This window comes from Acidithiobacillus thiooxidans ATCC 19377 (genome assembly GCF_009662475.1).
Classification (GTDB): Bacteria; Pseudomonadota; Gammaproteobacteria; order Acidithiobacillales; family Acidithiobacillaceae; genus Acidithiobacillus; species Acidithiobacillus thiooxidans.
This window is the reverse complement of the sequence record NZ_CP045571.1, coordinates 2300730-2317049: the sequence shown is the minus strand read 5'-3', so window position 1 is coordinate 2317049 and position 16320 is coordinate 2300730. Positions and strand designations below refer to the sequence as shown.

At 47.4% G+C, this 16320-nt stretch carries 14 protein-coding genes; 6 read left to right on the top strand and 8 right to left on the bottom strand.

Annotated elements, in window-relative coordinates; translation table 11 throughout:
• Positions 1–72: 72 nt before the first annotated feature.
• Positions 73–1287 carry an ISL3 family transposase gene (locus GCD22_RS12265; RefSeq protein ID WP_065973572.1) on the top strand — a complete coding sequence of 405 codons (1215 nt, stop codon included), beginning with the start codon at positions 73–75 and terminating at the stop codon, positions 1285–1287.
• A gap of 170 nt (positions 1288–1457) precedes the next feature.
• Here GCD22_RS12265 and GCD22_RS12260 read toward each other — a convergent pair whose 3' ends face one another.
• The 6 genes from GCD22_RS12260 to GCD22_RS12235 all read right to left on the bottom strand — a co-directional run bounded on the left by GCD22_RS12260 (position 1458) and on the right by GCD22_RS12235 (position 6995).
• Positions 1458–1895 carry a FapB/FapC family functional amyloid domain-containing protein gene (locus GCD22_RS12260; RefSeq protein ID WP_051690683.1) on the bottom strand — a complete coding sequence of 146 codons (438 nt, stop codon included), beginning with the start codon at positions 1893–1895 and terminating at the stop codon, positions 1458–1460.
• Positions 1896–1923: 28 nt separating this feature from the next.
• On the bottom strand, positions 1924–2334 hold the full coding sequence (locus GCD22_RS12255) for a hypothetical protein (RefSeq protein ID WP_081577270.1): 411 nt from the start codon (positions 2332–2334) through the stop codon (positions 1924–1926).
• A 107-nt stretch (positions 2335–2441) separates the two neighbouring features.
• Entirely contained in the window at positions 2442–3527 is a 1086-nt protein-coding gene (locus GCD22_RS12250) for an IS630 family transposase (protein WP_153940443.1), read from the bottom strand.
• Between the two features lie 568 nt (positions 3528–4095).
• The gene (locus tag GCD22_RS12245) at positions 4096–4959 is read right to left on the bottom strand and encodes a recombination directionality factor (protein WP_031574617.1); all 864 of its coding nucleotides are present in this window, start codon (positions 4957–4959) and stop codon (positions 4096–4098) included.
• Entirely contained in the window at positions 4956–5909 is a 954-nt protein-coding gene (locus GCD22_RS12240) for a YqaJ viral recombinase family nuclease (protein ID WP_031574614.1), read from the bottom strand. The genes GCD22_RS12245 and GCD22_RS12240 overlap by 4 nt, the downstream gene beginning before the upstream one ends.
• A 129-nt stretch (positions 5910–6038) precedes the next feature.
• Positions 6039–6995, bottom strand: a complete 957-nt coding sequence (locus GCD22_RS12235; protein WP_031574613.1) for a DUF932 domain-containing protein — start codon at positions 6993–6995, stop codon at positions 6039–6041.
• 336 nt (positions 6996–7331) lie between these two features.
• On the opposite strand from GCD22_RS12235, the gene GCD22_RS12230 reads away from it, so the two are divergent.
• From GCD22_RS12230 to GCD22_RS12210, 5 genes are all read left to right on the top strand, one after another.
• Entirely contained in the window at positions 7332–7526 is a 195-nt protein-coding gene (locus GCD22_RS12230; protein WP_031574609.1) for a hypothetical protein, read from the top strand.
• A complete protein-coding gene (locus tag GCD22_RS12225; protein ID WP_081577269.1) occupies positions 7523–8044 on the top strand; it encodes a hypothetical protein in 522 nt (173 codons plus the stop codon). The genes GCD22_RS12230 and GCD22_RS12225 overlap by 4 nt, the downstream gene beginning before the upstream one ends.
• Positions 8045–8352: 308 nt before the next feature.
• Positions 8353–9585: an IS256 family transposase gene (locus GCD22_RS12220; RefSeq protein ID WP_306670500.1), complete on the top strand. Its 1233-nt coding sequence runs from the start codon at positions 8353–8355 to the stop codon at positions 9583–9585.
• A 274-nt stretch (positions 9586–9859) separates the two neighbouring features.
• Complete coding sequence (locus tag GCD22_RS12215) at positions 9860–11059, top strand: tyrosine-type recombinase/integrase (RefSeq protein WP_170286746.1); 1200 nt, start codon at positions 9860–9862, stop codon at positions 11057–11059.
• Positions 11060–11560: 501 nt separating this feature from the next.
• A complete protein-coding gene (locus GCD22_RS12210; RefSeq protein ID WP_031570032.1) occupies positions 11561–12622 on the top strand; it encodes a YagK/YfjJ domain-containing protein in 1062 nt (353 codons plus the stop codon).
• Between the two features lie 30 nt (positions 12623–12652).
• Here the strand turns inward: GCD22_RS12210 and GCD22_RS12205 are convergent, their stop codons facing one another.
• Positions 12653–13972 carry a sensor domain-containing diguanylate cyclase gene (locus tag GCD22_RS12205; protein WP_081577267.1) on the bottom strand — a complete coding sequence of 440 codons (1320 nt, stop codon included), beginning with the start codon at positions 13970–13972 and terminating at the stop codon, positions 12653–12655.
• Positions 13973–15591: 1619 nt separating this feature from the next.
• Entirely contained in the window at positions 15592–16275 is a 684-nt protein-coding gene (locus GCD22_RS12200; RefSeq protein ID WP_031570360.1) for an SOS response-associated peptidase, read from the bottom strand.
• Positions 16276–16320 lie beyond the last annotated feature (45 nt).

The window sequence follows — 16320 nt, the reverse complement described above, 5'->3', positions numbered from 1 at the left end:
GCTCTTCGTCAGATCGAGTGGGTAGGGTTTACAATGCAGCGGAGCAGTTGTGTCCCGAATAGGAGTTAGCTGATGGTCCCAGAAGAGCTGTTTTCTCTCGCGTTAGGGTTGGTACCGCCGTGGTTGGTGGACGATGTGACCTTCCAAGTGGAGGAGAAGCGCCTGGATCTGCACATCAACTTTCCCAAGGGCAGTCGCTTTGCTTGCCCCGTCTGTGGTGAGGAGTGTCCGGTACATGACACCCGTGAACATACTTGGCGGCACATGGATTTCTTTCAGCATGAAGCCTATCTCCACGCCCGCGTACCCCGTGTGATGTGCCCGGAACATGGGGTGCATCAGATCCCTGTTCCCTGGGCGCGGGAAGGCTCGCGTTTCACCCTGCTCTTTGAAGCGCTGATCATGACCCTGGTGCGGGAGATGCCGGTATTGACAGTAGCCCGCCTGATCGGCGAGACCGACACGCTCCTGTGGCGGGTGATTGACCACTATGTGCCCGAAGCCCGTACCAGAGTGGATATGGCCCATGTCCATGCCGTCGGCGTCGATGAAACCAGCAGTCGGCGCGGCCATGACTACATCACGCTCTTCGTAGATCTGGAAGCTAGGCGACTGCTGTTTGCCACCCCCGGTAAGGACGTCTCCACTTTTGCGCGATTTGCCACAGACCTTGAAGCCCATGGGGGCAGCGCAGAAGCTGTCACGGACGTCAGCATGGACTTGTCTCCCGCCTTCCAGAAAGGGGCTAAAGAGCATCTTCCCAACGCCCAGGTGACCTTTGATCGTTTCCACCTCATGAAGCTCGTCAACGAGGCCGTGGACGCGGTACGCAGGAGCGAAGCATTTACCCAGCCAGACCTCAAAAAGACCCGCTGGCTCTGGCTCAAGAATGAACGGAAACTCAAGGTGAAGCAGAAAGAAAAGCTGCAGGCATTACTCAAAGACCAGAACCTCAAGACGGCGCAGGCCTACCAATTCCGCCTGACCTTTCAGGACATCTTCACGATCAAGAATCGCCATCAGGGTGCTACCCTCTTGAAAGCCTGGTTGGAAAACGCCAAGACCAGCGATCTGCCGCCTATCGTCAAGGTTGCCTACACCATCATGAATCATTGGGATGGTGTGCTCCACTGGTTTGAGAGCCAGATCACCAATGGAATTCTGGAAGGTTTTAACAGCCTCATTCAATCCGCCAAGGCGAAAGCTCGGGGTTACCGTACCCACAAGAACTTTATCAATATGGCCTACCTGATCTTGGGTAAGCTGGATCTCAGGCTACCCACTTGAAATGACGAGGAACCAAGCTATTGCTTACGGCTGAAGAGCTTGAGTCTGCAAAGGCCAGCGGAGAGAGGCAAAGAGCCGCAACAGCAATGGCAACAGGGCTTAACCTAGTCGAGATTTTCATGATATTCTCCTGAAGTGAAGTAGAACAGTAGTTGTAAGGTCTCTACTTACTAGTGAATCACCCCGGGCGCTATCCCGAGAGTGAAGCTGTTTGCCGAAGCATTGCCTGAACCAGCTACTTGATTGATTTGGGCAATGCCTTCAGCTCCCTTGAACGCTGTGGCACTAATGGACACAGAATTCAAATTCTTTAATTGCGACGTGGCTATTTGGTCGGGTTCAGAAGTTACACTCTGCGCCAGAATGCTGTTGTTAACAGGTTTATTGGCTCCCATTATGATACTAACGCTATTGGCCTGGGCATTAGCCACGCCGGCAGCCTGATTGATGGCAACAACGCCGTTGCTGTTTGCAAATGCACTACCACTAATCACACTGCTTGTCTGATTGTTATTGAAAGTTTGTTCGGGCAGCGCTACAGCGTTCATCGAATAGCTGGTGAGGGTCAGAAGCAATCCAACGAGTAACCCTGGCGTTATTGGTTTCATCCTCTTCACTCCTTGATGCAAAATCCTGTCACCGATTTGCAGTAATGCTGAGTATCTGCTGGTTATTTGCCCCACCCGTTTCAATAGTACTTTTCCCTTCCCCGGAGTGGGTTTCCATTTCGTCCCACAGAACGACGCTGTTATTATCGTGACTAACAGAAGGCAAATTGGCAGGAACACCCTTACCAGAAACCTCTGCTAGCATGTGGTTAGACAATGTGCCCGCGCTCCCGAGGATCCACGCCTGCTTACCGATTTTCAGAGTTGGGCTTTGAATATTGCTTTGTTGGATGAGTGAATACGTTGTTTGCAATCTGCCCGATTTATGCGCGGCACCTTCCGCTTGGGCAATACCTACAAAGAGTGAGCCGCATAACAAGCTAATCAATATTATTGAGCTCTTTGTTCTAAATGCTGTGCTCCAATCGGTTGCGTTCATATCAGCTGCACCAGTAAGAGAAGTTTTACTATCCGTTTAGCATTTATCGTACCTGAGTATAAAGTCTATAGTTATTAGTAGGTTAAATAATATTTCAAGGATGCTACCTAGTGTAGTGTTGCATTCTGTTTGCTGCTTAAATGGCTGTTGGCGCGAATGACTTTTTGCAGGATGTCGCGGGCGGTTTTGGTCCAGATGAAAGGTTTGGGATGGGTGTTGTGGTGGTCGATGTACCCCTCAATGGCCTGGATGAGTTCAGGCACACTGGTGAACACCCCACGACGTAACCGCTGGGTCGTGATATCCCGAAAGAAACGCTCGACCATGTTGAGCCAGGATGCCGAAGTGGGCGTAAAGTGCATGTGAATACGCGGGTGCTTGTCGAGCCACGCCTGTACTACCGGGTGTTTATGGGTCGCATAGTTGTCGGCGATCAAATGCAGAGCCTTGTCCTTGGGCGTCTGCCGATCAATTTTCTTCAGGAACTTCAGCCATTCCACATGGGTATGGCGCTGTTGACACTGTCCGATGACCTGACCATCCAGCACGTTGAGGGCGGCAAACAAGGTCGTGGTACCATTACGTTTGTAGTCGTGGGTCATCGTTTCTGCGCGGCCCTTTTTGAGGGGAAGTCCCGGTTGGGTCCGGTCCAGGGCCTGCACCTGACTTTTTTCATCCGCGCAGAGCACCAAGGCATGCTCCGGGGGAGACATATACAACCCCACAATATCTTCCAGCTTTTCCACAAAATGCGGGTCACGTGACACCTTGAAACCACGCAGCAGATGAGGCTTGAGGCCATGCTTGCGCCAATGCCGTGACACACTGGCGGCACTGACACCCAGTTCTGCCGCCATCCTACGCGTACTCCAATGCGTCATCGCTTCCGGCTTACTCTGCGTGGTCAATTCTACCAGACGGGCCACATCCACTTTCACCGGAGGGGCGCCGCGCGGTAAATCGCGTTCAATGCCCGACAAGCGGTGTTCCAGATAACGCTTGCGCCAACGTGCGACTTGCAGGCGATCCACCCCCAGGCGCTCCGCAATTTCTTTGTTCTGCAAGCCCTCTGCCGCCAGCAATATCATCCGTGCCCGTAATGACAAGCGGACACTGCTTAATCGGGAGGCGACTATACGGGACAACTCGGACCGCTCTTCGCTGGTTAAAGTGACTGTGGGCGCAACTCGCAAGGCTCGACTCCATTCATACCCTCAACATGGAGCTATTTTATCATCATTAACCTTAAGGTTCACCAAGAATGCAACACTACACTAGTGTGTTTGTTATACGTCCGATACATCCTTGTAGGACTATTTGCGGAAAAGGCTCATTTTTTGTAAAAAACATAATGTAAACATGAGAAAAGCTTCATTCATCACGATTGTAATGTTTTTGTTACAGGCAATGCTCATGCGTTAGTGAATTTTGAACACAAAACCCGATTCATGGCGAGGAAGATGACAGGAGTGAATCACTGTAAACATACGGAGCTAACTCGGGCCACCCTATGGTGGCGCAAAACTGAGTAGCCGCGTTGGTGTCCCAGTTTTATGCCGCTTTGAGTGGCGCATGAACTAATGCTCCCGGCTTTACAAGGAGACATTTACTAATCTAATAGAGTGCCGGGGTACCACCACTTCTAGTCTTTATCAGACCTTCATCTGCCATCCTTTCGCCGTTAAACACGTTATGCCATTTTAATTTCTGCATGCAGCTAAAAAAACACCCTTGAGTCTTTCGCTCGAGGGTGTTTACGCATCATCCCACACGGCGCGTCTCCATGGCGGTCAACGCAGGCACATCTTCCGCCTGCTGATCTTCCTGCTGCACCGGAAAGAACTCTTCCACCACATCAATGCCCTCATCTTCCGTTTCTTCAAAGGCCCCGTTGCTGAGTCCCAATTTAGCTGCTGTTTCCAGAGCGTCCATGGATTCCATGGACTGATCCGCTTGTTCCCTGGCCTGCTTCAGCGCCTGTTGGGAGTTTATGCCGTCCCTTGTCGTAATGTCCACGTAGTAGACTGGTGCCCGATGGGACTGGGTGGTACTTTTTGCTCTGAGCTTCAGGGACAGCGGCAGATACCGTGCTCTGCCACCACTGACAGCGTTGAGATACTGTAAACGTGCTGCCAGTGTCCGGATAGAATTGTAGCCGGTAGTGCGGAACATGAAGCTGCCCAGATCATCCTCCTGTCCTTCAATCTGCACATTCAATCGCCCATAGGGTTTGCAGCCCAACTCTGCACCCAGCGCACAATTCTGGGGACCGGGACAGGTGATGGTTTTATATCCTTCCTGGGTGCTGCGTCTGGCCACTTCGCCATTTCCCACACAAAGCGGTCGTCCAGTTTTGCGATCAAACAAGCTGTATTCAGCCCGTAGATTCAGGTCCGGGTCATTGAAAAGCAGGTTAACCGGTATACTTCGGAGCTTCCCGCCTTCCTGTTGAGCCAGTAGTGTGTTGTGCAGGGGGTGCAGTATCCATTCGCCTTTGTGCTGTACCTGCGTAGTGATAGTAAAAGCATCATCCTTCTCGGGAAGACGCTTGCCGTTTTTCTCGACGACTTTGCCGATGGCGATCCGGCCTATGACGGGGGGTGTGATTGCCAATCCCTTAATCATGATTGTGCTCCTTCATATAAAGTGAAGCGCCTTGTACCGGATTTTTCTGTCCAGTATGGCGCGATGAGGTCAGCCTGTTCCTGGGTCAATCTTTTGGTGTCCAGGGTTCGGCTGGGTTTACTGCATTTCCACAGCGCTTTGCCTTGGCTGAAGAGGGCACCTTCGGCATCGCCAATAGCTTCCTTTATCCGCTGTTCCAGTAAGGCTTCCTGCTGCTCTGCCAGCTTGCTGTGCTGTCTGGCTTCAATGAGGGATTTGAATAAGGCGTTCATTTCCGGCTTTTCGCTGTAATCCACCAGTGTGGTGCTGTTCTGGGGATACAGAAGAGACAAAGCACGGTTACTGGAAGCAGAGCCATCTGCATCTGGTGGGGTATTGCGGTCTACGTGGTTCCAGAAGACTGTTTCCAGTTCCAGCAATTGCATAATGCGGGTTTCTTCCCGCTCTATGCGGTAGATTCGGAATTCCTGCCCACCAATCAGGACCGCGACATCAGCCCAACTTTTTCCCGTCACAGCCAGTTGATGCAGAACCTGGATTTGATAGGCCAAGGGAACACCTTCTTCCCATTGTCCCTGACTGCGTAGGCCTGCCGTTTTGATTTCCAGTATTCCGCCACCCTCCACAATCCGATCCAGATTGGCGAGCATGTATGGGTAGTCGGGATGCTGCAGGACGGCATTGACTCTACGTACTTTCTTGCCGGTTCTTTCGGCATAGACCTGCGCGACAATGGGTTCTAATGTGGTGCCCCAGAACACGACATCTTTACTGGATAAATCATCAGGTTCCTTTTTCCCGGTTTTCTCCAGCCATAACTCCAGTGGGGATTTGTAACGGGATACACCTACCGCGACTGGGGCATCACTGCTGCCAATCCCCCGATTACGCCATTGCAGCCATTCCTCACGGCTCATGGCTTTAGTGGATACTAGACGCACAGCGCTCATAACAACCTCCTGATCAAACTTGAAAATGAAAAAGACCCACAAAAATGCCCCTACCGGAGATCCCGGTAGGGGCTATGGATTTTGTAAAAACTGCTGACAGATAACCGCTTGTGGGTGAATCCTGAAAACTCAGGCCACAAGCTTTAACGCCTCCATCCAGGCTTTTTCCTTGATGCTGGCACCCTGACCAAACCAGGCAGAATCCAGTCGGTTATCCCGACTGCGTGCCCGGCGGTGATGATCCACAAATTCCGTGACCGCGTTCACCAATCCCCAGGCCGTACCTTCAGAAGAACTGAGAGTGCTGCCCTTACCCTGACCCGCATACAGATCAATGACCGCTTTCAGCGCTTTTTCGTTGGGCTGCTCCGCTATAGGGGCATGCCGATCTCCCAGGACATTGATGAGGTAGGCTGTCACATCAATGCGGTTGACCTTACGGCTGGATAACGCCTTTGCCTGTTCTTCAAAAGTGTCCCAGGCAGACGCCCCCACACCCAAAGCGTTTTTGACCACATCGGGATCAAACTGCGTGGAGTGGGGCACCTTGATAGCACCAACCCGATCATTAGTTGCCAGCTGCAACGTGTTATTGCAAACGACCCGGACAGAGGTGAACTGCGCCGTAGTAGCTAACGTACCGTCGCAGCTGGTGGCCAGCAGCAAATACCCTTTCACCCGATCCCCGCCTTTGAGCAGGGTTTCTTCACCCGTTCTGGCTAATGCCCAGAGCTTTTTGCCATCCTTCAGTACGCCCGCCGTCTCCAGTTCAAAGCCGCCGAGTGAAACCAGATCCCGATAGAATTCCAGAATCTCTTTGGGCTGCACCACTTTGTAACGGGGAGAAACCACCGATAAGGGAGCCAGCGTATCCGACCGATACAGTACCTTGGCGTCAGGGTTGGGATGGACATTGAAATTGCTGCCGTTCCCCACCCGAAAGAGCACGTCCGTGGTTTTGATTTCCCAATCCATGCCAGCTGCTTCCAGCCAGACTTCCAGGGGCTGCTTATCGGGTAAGCGGTTCCCTAAACCATGCCAAGGGGTTTCCCGTACAAAAGCCATGTTCTCTACTAAATGTGCCATGATGATCTCCTTAAATGCGGTCCAATAAATGTTCCAGCACTTGCAGCGCCAGATTCAACCAGAAGCGCAACGCGCATAAAAAACCCATGATTTAATCCTCAGTAAAATGAGCAGTATTGCTCCATGCTTCTTATAACAAGCAACCGGATATTCTTCTAAAAAGAAGCGGGTAAAGCGTACACACTAAAATTACAGGGAGATGAAAGGAAGGTTGGAATAATCTTCCACGAAGCTCAAAGAGCGCAGGGTGACCATACTAAAATTGCTCTGCAATACCACGAAGCTCACAGTTGAAATCGTGGCCCTTGATTAACCTTTATTGGTATGGAGTTAAATATGACGATTACAGAAACACCCAACGAACTGCATCAATTGGTGCATAAGCTCGGAGGACCCACCTTTGTGGCCCGAGAGCTGAAGATACCAGTATCCACCTTGCATGGCTGGATGAAGCAGGGGCAAGTCCCAAACATGCAGAAGTGGATAGAACTCAAAGAACTGGAAAAACGTATGCAGGAGGTTTTGAAATGAGTTATGAATATGATGATAGCTTGGACTATGAAATTTATCAGCTTTCAGATGTTGACAGGAATGTCTGGAGTGAGATAAACATTTTCTATTCTAAAATGATAGAAAGCGAAGATCGTAATTTCTTGTGTCAAACTAGAGAGTGGTGGGAAGCGTTCTCACCCCATGCTGTAGTTAAAAACAACCAAACCGAAACTTATCACGTTGTTAATTGGCTTGGAGAAACAATGCATGAAGAAGGTTTGATTGGTGATGAATCAGAGACTGGCTGGATAATAACTGGAATAGAATCTTTAGATTTTAAAGTGCCTCCTGATTTTTTCCTTCTCACATTGGATGGCAAGTTTCTGGGGCGTTATGATATCGAAGATCAGTGGTTGCTATACAACGAGGAGGATGCTCCATGGCTTAGCAAGGAATATGCAGAAAGTTATATTAAGCGCTGGAAATTGTTGGTACTGGCCTGGAAGGCTAAGCTTCATAATGAAAAGTGCGCCAAGCTCATTTTTATTCTTGATTGAGCCTAACTGGGATGTAAATTTGGTATTCAATAAGTAGGATGTTGCATCAACTATCACATGGTAGTACTGGGTTGGACTGCAAACGTCTACTATGCGTCTACCAGCAATGAAAAAGGCACTTGGGAAAAATCCTAAGCGCCTGTTTTTATGGTGCCGTTGAGGGGAATCGGAGCTATGCTCGAAAGTGGTGTACGGGCGCGTTACAACTGGCTTGAATGAGGTGGCGTACTGTTGCTACAAAGGGTTTCCGACTCAAAGAGCAACATAAGGAGTACGCCGTGGAAAAGAATACCGTAATAGCAGGTGGGATGGGAGAGTTGGGTCTGGGCATTGAAGGGATACTTCGACGCGCGGCACGCTCTCTGATTGAGCAGGCCATAGAGGCAGAGGTGGCGGTATTGCTGGAAGAATTTGCGACGGTGCGGATGGTTGATGGGCGTCAGGCGGTCGTGCGTAATGGGCATCTGCCGGAGCGCGAGATCATGACCGCTCTGGGTCCGGTACCCGTCAAAGTACCCAAGGTGCGGGACCGCTCAGGATCGGGGATCAAATTCAATTCGGTACTGGCGCCTCCGTATGTACGCAAATCACGAACAGTAGCCGCTACAGTACCTTGGCTCTATCTGCATGGGGTGTCTTCCGGCCACATGCAGGAAGCCCTTTCCATTTTGCTGGGTGATGAGGCCAAGGGACTTTCACCTGCGGTGTTGGGACGTCTCAAGGCGGAGTGGGCGCAAGAGTATGCCCATTGGCAACACCGCTCCCTACAGGGAAAGCGCTATGCTTACTGGTGGGTAGACGGTATTTATACGAACCTCCGTGCGGAGGAGGATCCGCGTATCTGCCTGCTGGTGATTATCGGCGTGACGGCAGAGGGCAAGAAAGAGCTGGTCAGTGTCAGTGACGGCCTGCGCGAATCCAAAGCTTCCTGGCTGGAGATTCTGCGTGACCTGCAGGCGCGCGGTCTGGAGGCGGCCCCTTTGCTCGCCATTGGGGATGGTGCCATGGGGTTTTGGGCCGCACTGGATGAAGCCTATCCCGAAACTGGTCAGCAACGCTGCTGGGTGCATAAGACCGCCAACATTCTCAACGAACTTCCCAAAGCCCAACAGAGCAAAGCCAAGGCAGCGTTGCAGGAAATCTGGATGGCCGCCAATCGCCAGGCTGCGGAAAAAGCACTGGACGTGTTTGTGCGCAATTACCAGGCAAAGTATCCCAAGGCCGTGGCTAAACTGGAAAAAGATCGGGCTGAATTGCTCGCTTTCTATGATTTTCCAGCCGAACACTGGCGGCATATCCGGACCACCAATGCCATTGAGTCCACCTTCGCTACGGTACGCCACCGGACTACCCGGACGAAGAACTGTGTATCACGCAGCAGCTTTCTGGGATTGGGTTTCAAGATGCTGCAGCAGGCTGAAAAACGCTGGATTGGGATTTATGCTCCAGAGAAAGTCCTGCAGCTTTTTGCAGGGGTGAAATTTATCGATGGCTTACCGGCTAACCTCACCCTGCCGGATGATCAACAGACCGCCGCCTGATCTATGTCAGAAAATGCTCATACACCAGATTTGACTATAGCTCGGGGAATCGAACCTCAGACCTACTGATTACGAATCGGATGAAAACATGTTTCATGGGTTATCATAACTATCCATAAACAGTCATAAATATAAATAGGAACATAATGTTAAGTTAGTTATATGCTTCATGTTGTATCATGAGAGATCACCCAATCCCACGTAATAGTTGACCCAATGTTGACCCTGAGTTGACCCAGCGCTAGCCTACAAAACCGCTGATTTGGAGAGACCTGTGCTGACCGATAGAAAGATTCAAACCCTCAAGCCGAAGGACAATCGATATGAGATTGCGGACGAAAATGATCACGGCAGAGGCACCCTGATTCTCAGGGTTTCACCATCAGGCAAGAAAGCCTTTGTATTGCGCTATTCCATTGATCGAAAAGTCCATCGGTTGACGTTGGGTGAGTATGGAACCCGTCCTGATCAGCTAACACTGGCTGCTGCTAGAACAAAAGCTAATGAAATTGGTGAAAGAATTGACGCCGGACTTGACCCCATAGCTCAGGAACGAGAGCGTCAAGTCGCCTATGCGAAAGAACCATCGGTCGGAGACTTAGCAACAGAATATATTGAGAAATGGGCGAAACTCAGAAAACGGTCGTGGCCTGAAGATCAACGGATCTTGGAAAAAGATATCCTGCCTCATTGGGGTACACGTAAGGCTGAAAGCATTACCAGAAAAGAAGTCGTGGCTCTTCTGGATCAAATAGCCTCAAGGGGAGCGCCCATAGCAGCTAATCGGACCCTGGCCGTTCTGAGGAAAATGTACAATTTTGCGATTAGCCGCTCCATGATTGACCAATCTCCATGCCTGGGTGTTCAGTCTCCATCCAAGGAACACCAGAAGGATCGAGTGTTGAATGTTGAAGAGATAGTTGCGTTCTGGAAAGGTCTGGACACTGCCGCCATGTCGCTCACCTCAAAATTAGCATTGCGCTTTATGCTGGTTACCGGTCAGCGTTTGGGGGAGGTTTGCCATTTGACTCGGGAACAGATCGAAGGAAATTGGTGGATAATCCCTGCGGAGATCGCCAAAAATGGAAGAGCCCACCGCGTGCCATTGTCATTATTGGCAATGAACATCCTCGACGCAGCTCAGAGTATGGGGATTGATCGCTATTTGTTTCCCTCAGCAAGGTTGACGGAGGAGGGGAGGGACAGAGAAATGAGCCCTACAGCTTTGTCACACGCACTACGTAGAAATCTATCAGCAATACAAATCACACCCTTTACGCCGCACGATCTCCGACGCACCGCTGCAACACATATTGGCATGCTGGGCCATAACCGCCTGGTAATCTCAAAAATACTCAACCATGTAGAAGGTGGCGTAACCGCCATCTATGATCGTCATACATACGACACAGAAAAGCGTGCTGCGCTGGAAGATTGGTCTTCGAAACTTGAGAAGATAACAACCATTTACTAAAAGGAATTAGCATCTTATCCTTGTGTTCAACGATTAATACTGCAACAGAATGATTACGCTTTAAATATTCTTGGAATTTATCAGTCATATCAGATTTTAGAAGCAACATTACGATGCATAACTTTACAATATTTTAATGCACAACTTGACATATACTGTGTATTATAAAAAGTTACTAGTTTTACTAGTTTGATCTCATTAATTAAACCACTATGCGCCTTTTCTATAGGTTGGTAGGTTTTTCATTACACTCCGAATTTGCAGGATATATATTATTATCTCTGTTAATTATTTACTAGGTACTCATACCCCTCATAGTCTCTCTAAAATAAGACTAACAAAATAATAAAAACATAGTCTTCTAATTATTAATATATATATAAATATTAAGAAAAAAATTATTAGATCAATTTGACGTCAACTTATTTTTATTCGTTTATTTATCTTTAAACATTGTAACAATGATATATTACTATTAAAAAACTTATTTAGGAGATTTTTGTGAAGCTTGCAAAGATGTTAAAATTATTTCAAAAGTTTGATGCTAGTGATGAACGGGTACGCTGTCATTTGTATGAGCAGCTTAACCTGGCTCACCACAAGCTTACCACCAAAGAAGAAAAGTCAGTGATCATCTATGATCACGATTCCAATGTATCGTTTTACAACATCGACAGATTCATGCGTGAAGTGAAACGTACCACTCATCTTCCTTATGTTAAAAACAAGAAAGAATTTTATGTTAGCAATTTTCGATGCAGATTAATCTGCGAGAACTTAAAAAAGATCAGCACTTGGATACAACATAGAAAAGCTGACCTTCGTTATAGTCCGTATGTGGAGTTATTTTATCAGACGGTATTGACGATAGGATATCCTGACGATAATTATTCGTATCCTATCAATGCTCTATGGATGGGATCAATGACAATAGCTGATTTTGGGAATCAGCTAATTACAACTTTAAGGGCTCGTATGAGTAGCGCCGAGTTTAAGAAAAAACTAAGAGATCAATATGAAAACGGATTTCGGCAGTTTAATTCATCTGTCAACTATGTATCGTATCTACTAAGTAAATATTCTAAATTGTTACATATTAGGATTGATCTTGCTTATGATCGTAGCCTGATAGAAAGCGATGAACAGGGGTTATCTTTTCTCATGGACTCCTTTACCCGTTTCCGTAAGTTACTCTCCAGAAAGGATGGATGTTTTAAGGATTTGACTGGGTATATCGCGCATATAGAGTATGGTCGGTTAAAAGGCCATCACATTCATATGTCTCTATTTTACAATGGCCATAAACGTAGACAGGATGAGCATATAGCTCATCAGGTTAGAGAGGCCTGGATGAAGATTACAGCTGGGATAGGATTGTTTCAGTCCACGAATCTCGATAGGCATATTCCTGTTTGTAATGCCATTGGCATGATCAAAAGAGGCGATAAAGATAAATTTAATTGTCTCGTCTATGTCATTTGGTACCAGGTAAAAGAGGATCAGAATCTAACCTTTAAGTATGGTAAAAAACAAAGGCTCTATTTCAGAGGAGAAATAACATAGATTCATTGAGTATGCCGTGATTAAGGATTATCAAGAAATCAATTGAATTTGATTATTATTTTCCACTACATAACATGCTCCTCCACGACTTTTAGCTAAGTACAGCTGCTGGTCAGCCCGCGCCATAGCTAAAGATAGAGGAGTATCTGCGTTTTTTAGGTGAGTGAGGCCAATGCTTAGGGAAATACTGATTTCCGTTTCATCACTCATCGTAATTGTACTTTTCTGTACGGAATCTAAAATGCGGTCTAGCATCATGAGGCATTCTTCGGCACTACAGTTTCGAGCGATGATAGCAAATTCATCACCACCAAGGCGCCCGAATATATCCGTTTCACGTAGTGTTTCCTTAATAACAGCAACAACATTTACTAACACCTTGTCTCCATTGAGATGACCGTACGTGTCATTAATAGGCTTAAATTTATCTAGATCAAAAATTAAAAGATAATTATCTTCATGTTTTCGCTTCAGCTGTTTTACCAGTTGTGTGCCCGCTTCGATGAATGATCTTCGATTGAGGGTTCCAGTGAGCTCATCTGTTTGTGCTAAATGTTCTAGCTGACGTTTAATTGTCATTTGCTCGCTGATATCTCTGAAAACTCCTTCAATGCCTAGAAATTTACCTTCTGGACTATATATAGCCTTACTAGAAATTTCGACATCTACAATGCTTCCATTCTTGTGTTTTAATTGTGTGTGAAAATTTTTAACTGATCCTTCTTTTTCCAATATTTCAACTAAACCCTTTCTCATTTCTGGATTCAGATAAAAATAATCCGCTGGCATCCCTATAACATCTTCAGGTTGATAACCTGCAACATCATGAATAGTGGGTCCGATAAGGGTTATTATCTGATTTCTATCCGTGCGATAAAAAACATCATGCATGTTTTCAAATAGTCTCTGAAAGTTTTTTTCGGTTTCGCTAATCTCATAGCCTATGGCTTCGGTAATTTCTATACCTGTTGCCATGACTAGATCACAGTTTTCGATTTGATACAAGCTACTTGTTGAAATGATTCTCTTTACTTTACCAGATAATGCGTATAATCGTTGTTCGGTGGGAGGATTTCTTGGTGTGTTTTCACTTAGGATTTCTAGTCGTCCGAGGATTCTGCCGTGATCTAACGGATGAATAAAAGTGGTGATATCCTTACGGATAAGTTGCGATGCGTCCGTAGCATCAAAAAGTGATAATGCAGCCTGATTTAAAAATATAAACTTTCGGTTAATTGTTATCGCATGGGGAATGGGATGTGTCTTGATAAATTCAATACCAATAAACTTGGTTAGAATATCTTGAATAAACTGGTCTGATAGTTTGCTTATATCATCTTTATTGTACATTTTTACTCGCCTATATTTTTATTTAAACCCTGATATCTTTCGTTGTTATTATTCCATGCTTGTACAATATGTAAAAAGATCAATTCTAAGCTTGGCGACAGTATATATTTGTATTATATATTGAGAAAATCGTGCCAGCAGAAAGAGAATGCGTTCATCTGTTCATTTGACCTTTGTATCATAAGTGCCCCCTCTCATGGTAAGGTATTTTGCTGAATTTAGGTGGATAAATGGTCCATGGATGATTCAGTCCATTTCAGCTTGCTTTGCATGTCGTCCATTAGGTTTTACTATCATGGCAGAATCATGATTGTGCTGCAATACTTACAGTTGATCCTCACGCTTTTAAGTAAAATTGCATCCTCAGATTTGATTTCCTGTCTCTTTTACCCTGTTAGTCCATTTCAGGGAGGTAACAATAAGCCGGGTACCACGATCTGTAGTGAACCTTGAAAACAGCAATGTCTAGCCCTTGCCGACTAATGTTTTCCGTCTTCAAGAGAAACTCATTATTGTATGCTTATATTGCCGTGTTAACTGTTAATCGATAGGGCCGGGCATACAATGTTGGAAGTGATCATTGGCCTGAACTGATATCTCCTCAGGCGTTATCCAACAAGCGAGGTGTTTGTTAAGGGTGTGATCCGTGAATTTTAGCTATGATTTTCCCGCATGAAAGCACACCATGGCAACGATCGTTTCGCTCATCTGCATGCTTGGTGTTTGCAATCAATGCGTTACTTTCCTGATGCATGAAAGCTCATCAAAGCCTCATGACACAATTTTTTTACATTTAACGATAAGGAACTGATATCAAAAAGCCCATCCATCAAAGATATGTTGAGTTAGGTTGTCTCTCATGCACATGGAAGAAAAGCCTTCAGCTTAATGGGGAAGATGAGGATATTTTCTTAGCTTGTCCAGAATGCGGCTCAAAAGCTATTACGCGGGTCTATAGGACCTCAATGCTTAAATCTCAGCGTTCTGAAGTTACTAAAAATATTAACAATCCATGGTGGAGATTCTGGACGTGATGGTGTACTAGACGGTATCCTCATTGTAAGCCAACACACTGAATCAAAAACAAGTTGATGGTTTCGGATCGAAACTCGACTGAATAATGTTCCACTTTCTTCTTCATGAAATCCTCCGTGATTCATTATATCCAATCGAGGGTTACCATGAGAATTAGGATACCTCTCGCAAAGGACGAGATGCTGTTGCCAGCAATGTCCGATTTGGCAATGTGCTGATCCCACTATGCATACAAGTCATCCTGAAGGGTGTGCGGCTTTTGACCTTTTGCTGGTTGTCCTGCTCGATCCTGTATCATGCAGTCCCCGATAGAATGGATAACACCAATACCCTGCAACAGGTTCCAATGATCGGGTGCATATCTCGAAGACTGATGTCCCAGCCAACCGGCTAGCAGCAAGGCGGGAATCATGAGCCAATTGAAACTTAACGGCCTTGAACCGAGTGACCGCATTGGTTTCTGGGAAGATTTTGCGTGGATAGTGCGCATGAGGAATCCCTCTTGAGTGGTTACTATATATTTATATAGCAATAATTCCGCACGACGCAAGTCCACTTTTCGCCTGGTGAACGGTTGAATGCCCTTATGCCGGTGGTGTTCCATCCCAAGGCAGAATGGCCTCTGGTTCATCAAAACGGGGGCTGTTTACCTTTGGGGTCACGGGAAAGCTTTCCCAAAGCGTCGCTGCGGGTTGTAAACAGGGTTCCAGATGTTTGCGCTGGGCGTGCGGATGCCACCAAAGCGCCCAATGCTGAGGATTCAGAACCAGCGGCATTCGCGGATGCACCGACTGCAGTGTGGGGGTGGCAGGAACGGTGAGAATGGCAAAGGTCTCCTCGGTTTGACCCTCTGTGCCCTTGTGTCGATCCCAGATACCGGCCAGCCCCAGAATGCTCTGATCCCTGGCCCGGATGAGTACGGGCTGTTTTTCAGAGGGATCTTCAGGAATAAAAGGCCACTCAAAATACCAGTCTGCCGGTATCACGGCTCGCCGCAGACGAAAGGCTTCCCGAAACAGCGGTTGCGTCGCGACGGTTTCCACCCGCGCATTGATCGGTCGTATCTGGGTGCGGGTACTCCAGCCCGGCAAGAATCCCCAGCGCATGGGCACCAGTTCGAGACGCAGATCCGGAGCCTGACGCAGGACCGGATGCCTCTGACCTGGTGCACGGTTGTAAGAAGGCGGGAATGCGCCATGCTCCCGAAAAGCTCCCCAGGCCTGCTGAAGATCTTCTGGACTGTGAATGAATCCATAGCGTCCGCACATGCATCCTCCCCAAATTACAGCTTTTGCTGACCATGCTACCATTTT

What these genes read in the sequence shown, in the direction of transcription:
- GCD22_RS12225 (WP_081577269.1), top strand. Translation starts at nt 7,523, where the DNA reads ATGAGTTATGAATATGATGATAGCTTGGACTATGAAATTTATCAGCTT.
- GCD22_RS12220 (WP_306670500.1), top strand. Translation starts at nt 8,353, where the DNA reads ATGGGAGAGTTGGGTCTGGGCATTGAAGGGATACTTCGACGCGCGGCA.
- GCD22_RS12255 (WP_081577270.1), bottom strand. Translation starts at nt 2,334, where the DNA reads ATGAACGCAACCGATTGGAGCACAGCATTTAGAACAAAGAGCTCAATA.
- GCD22_RS12200 (WP_031570360.1), bottom strand. Translation starts at nt 16,275, where the DNA reads ATGTGCGGACGCTATGGATTCATTCACAGTCCAGAAGATCTTCAGCAG.
- GCD22_RS12245 (WP_031574617.1), bottom strand. Translation starts at nt 4,959, where the DNA reads ATGATTAAGGGATTGGCAATCACACCCCCCGTCATAGGCCGGATCGCC.
- GCD22_RS12235 (WP_031574613.1), bottom strand. Translation starts at nt 6,995, where the DNA reads ATGGCACATTTAGTAGAGAACATGGCTTTTGTACGGGAAACCCCTTGG.
- GCD22_RS12260 (WP_051690683.1), bottom strand. Translation starts at nt 1,895, where the DNA reads ATGAAACCAATAACGCCAGGGTTACTCGTTGGATTGCTTCTGACCCTC.
- GCD22_RS12230 (WP_031574609.1), top strand. Translation starts at nt 7,332, where the DNA reads ATGACGATTACAGAAACACCCAACGAACTGCATCAATTGGTGCATAAG.
- GCD22_RS12265 (WP_065973572.1), top strand. Translation starts at nt 73, where the DNA reads ATGGTCCCAGAAGAGCTGTTTTCTCTCGCGTTAGGGTTGGTACCGCCG.
- GCD22_RS12205 (WP_081577267.1), bottom strand. Translation starts at nt 13,972, where the DNA reads ATGTACAATAAAGATGATATAAGCAAACTATCAGACCAGTTTATTCAA.
- GCD22_RS12240 (WP_031574614.1), bottom strand. Translation starts at nt 5,909, where the DNA reads ATGAGCGCTGTGCGTCTAGTATCCACTAAAGCCATGAGCCGTGAGGAA.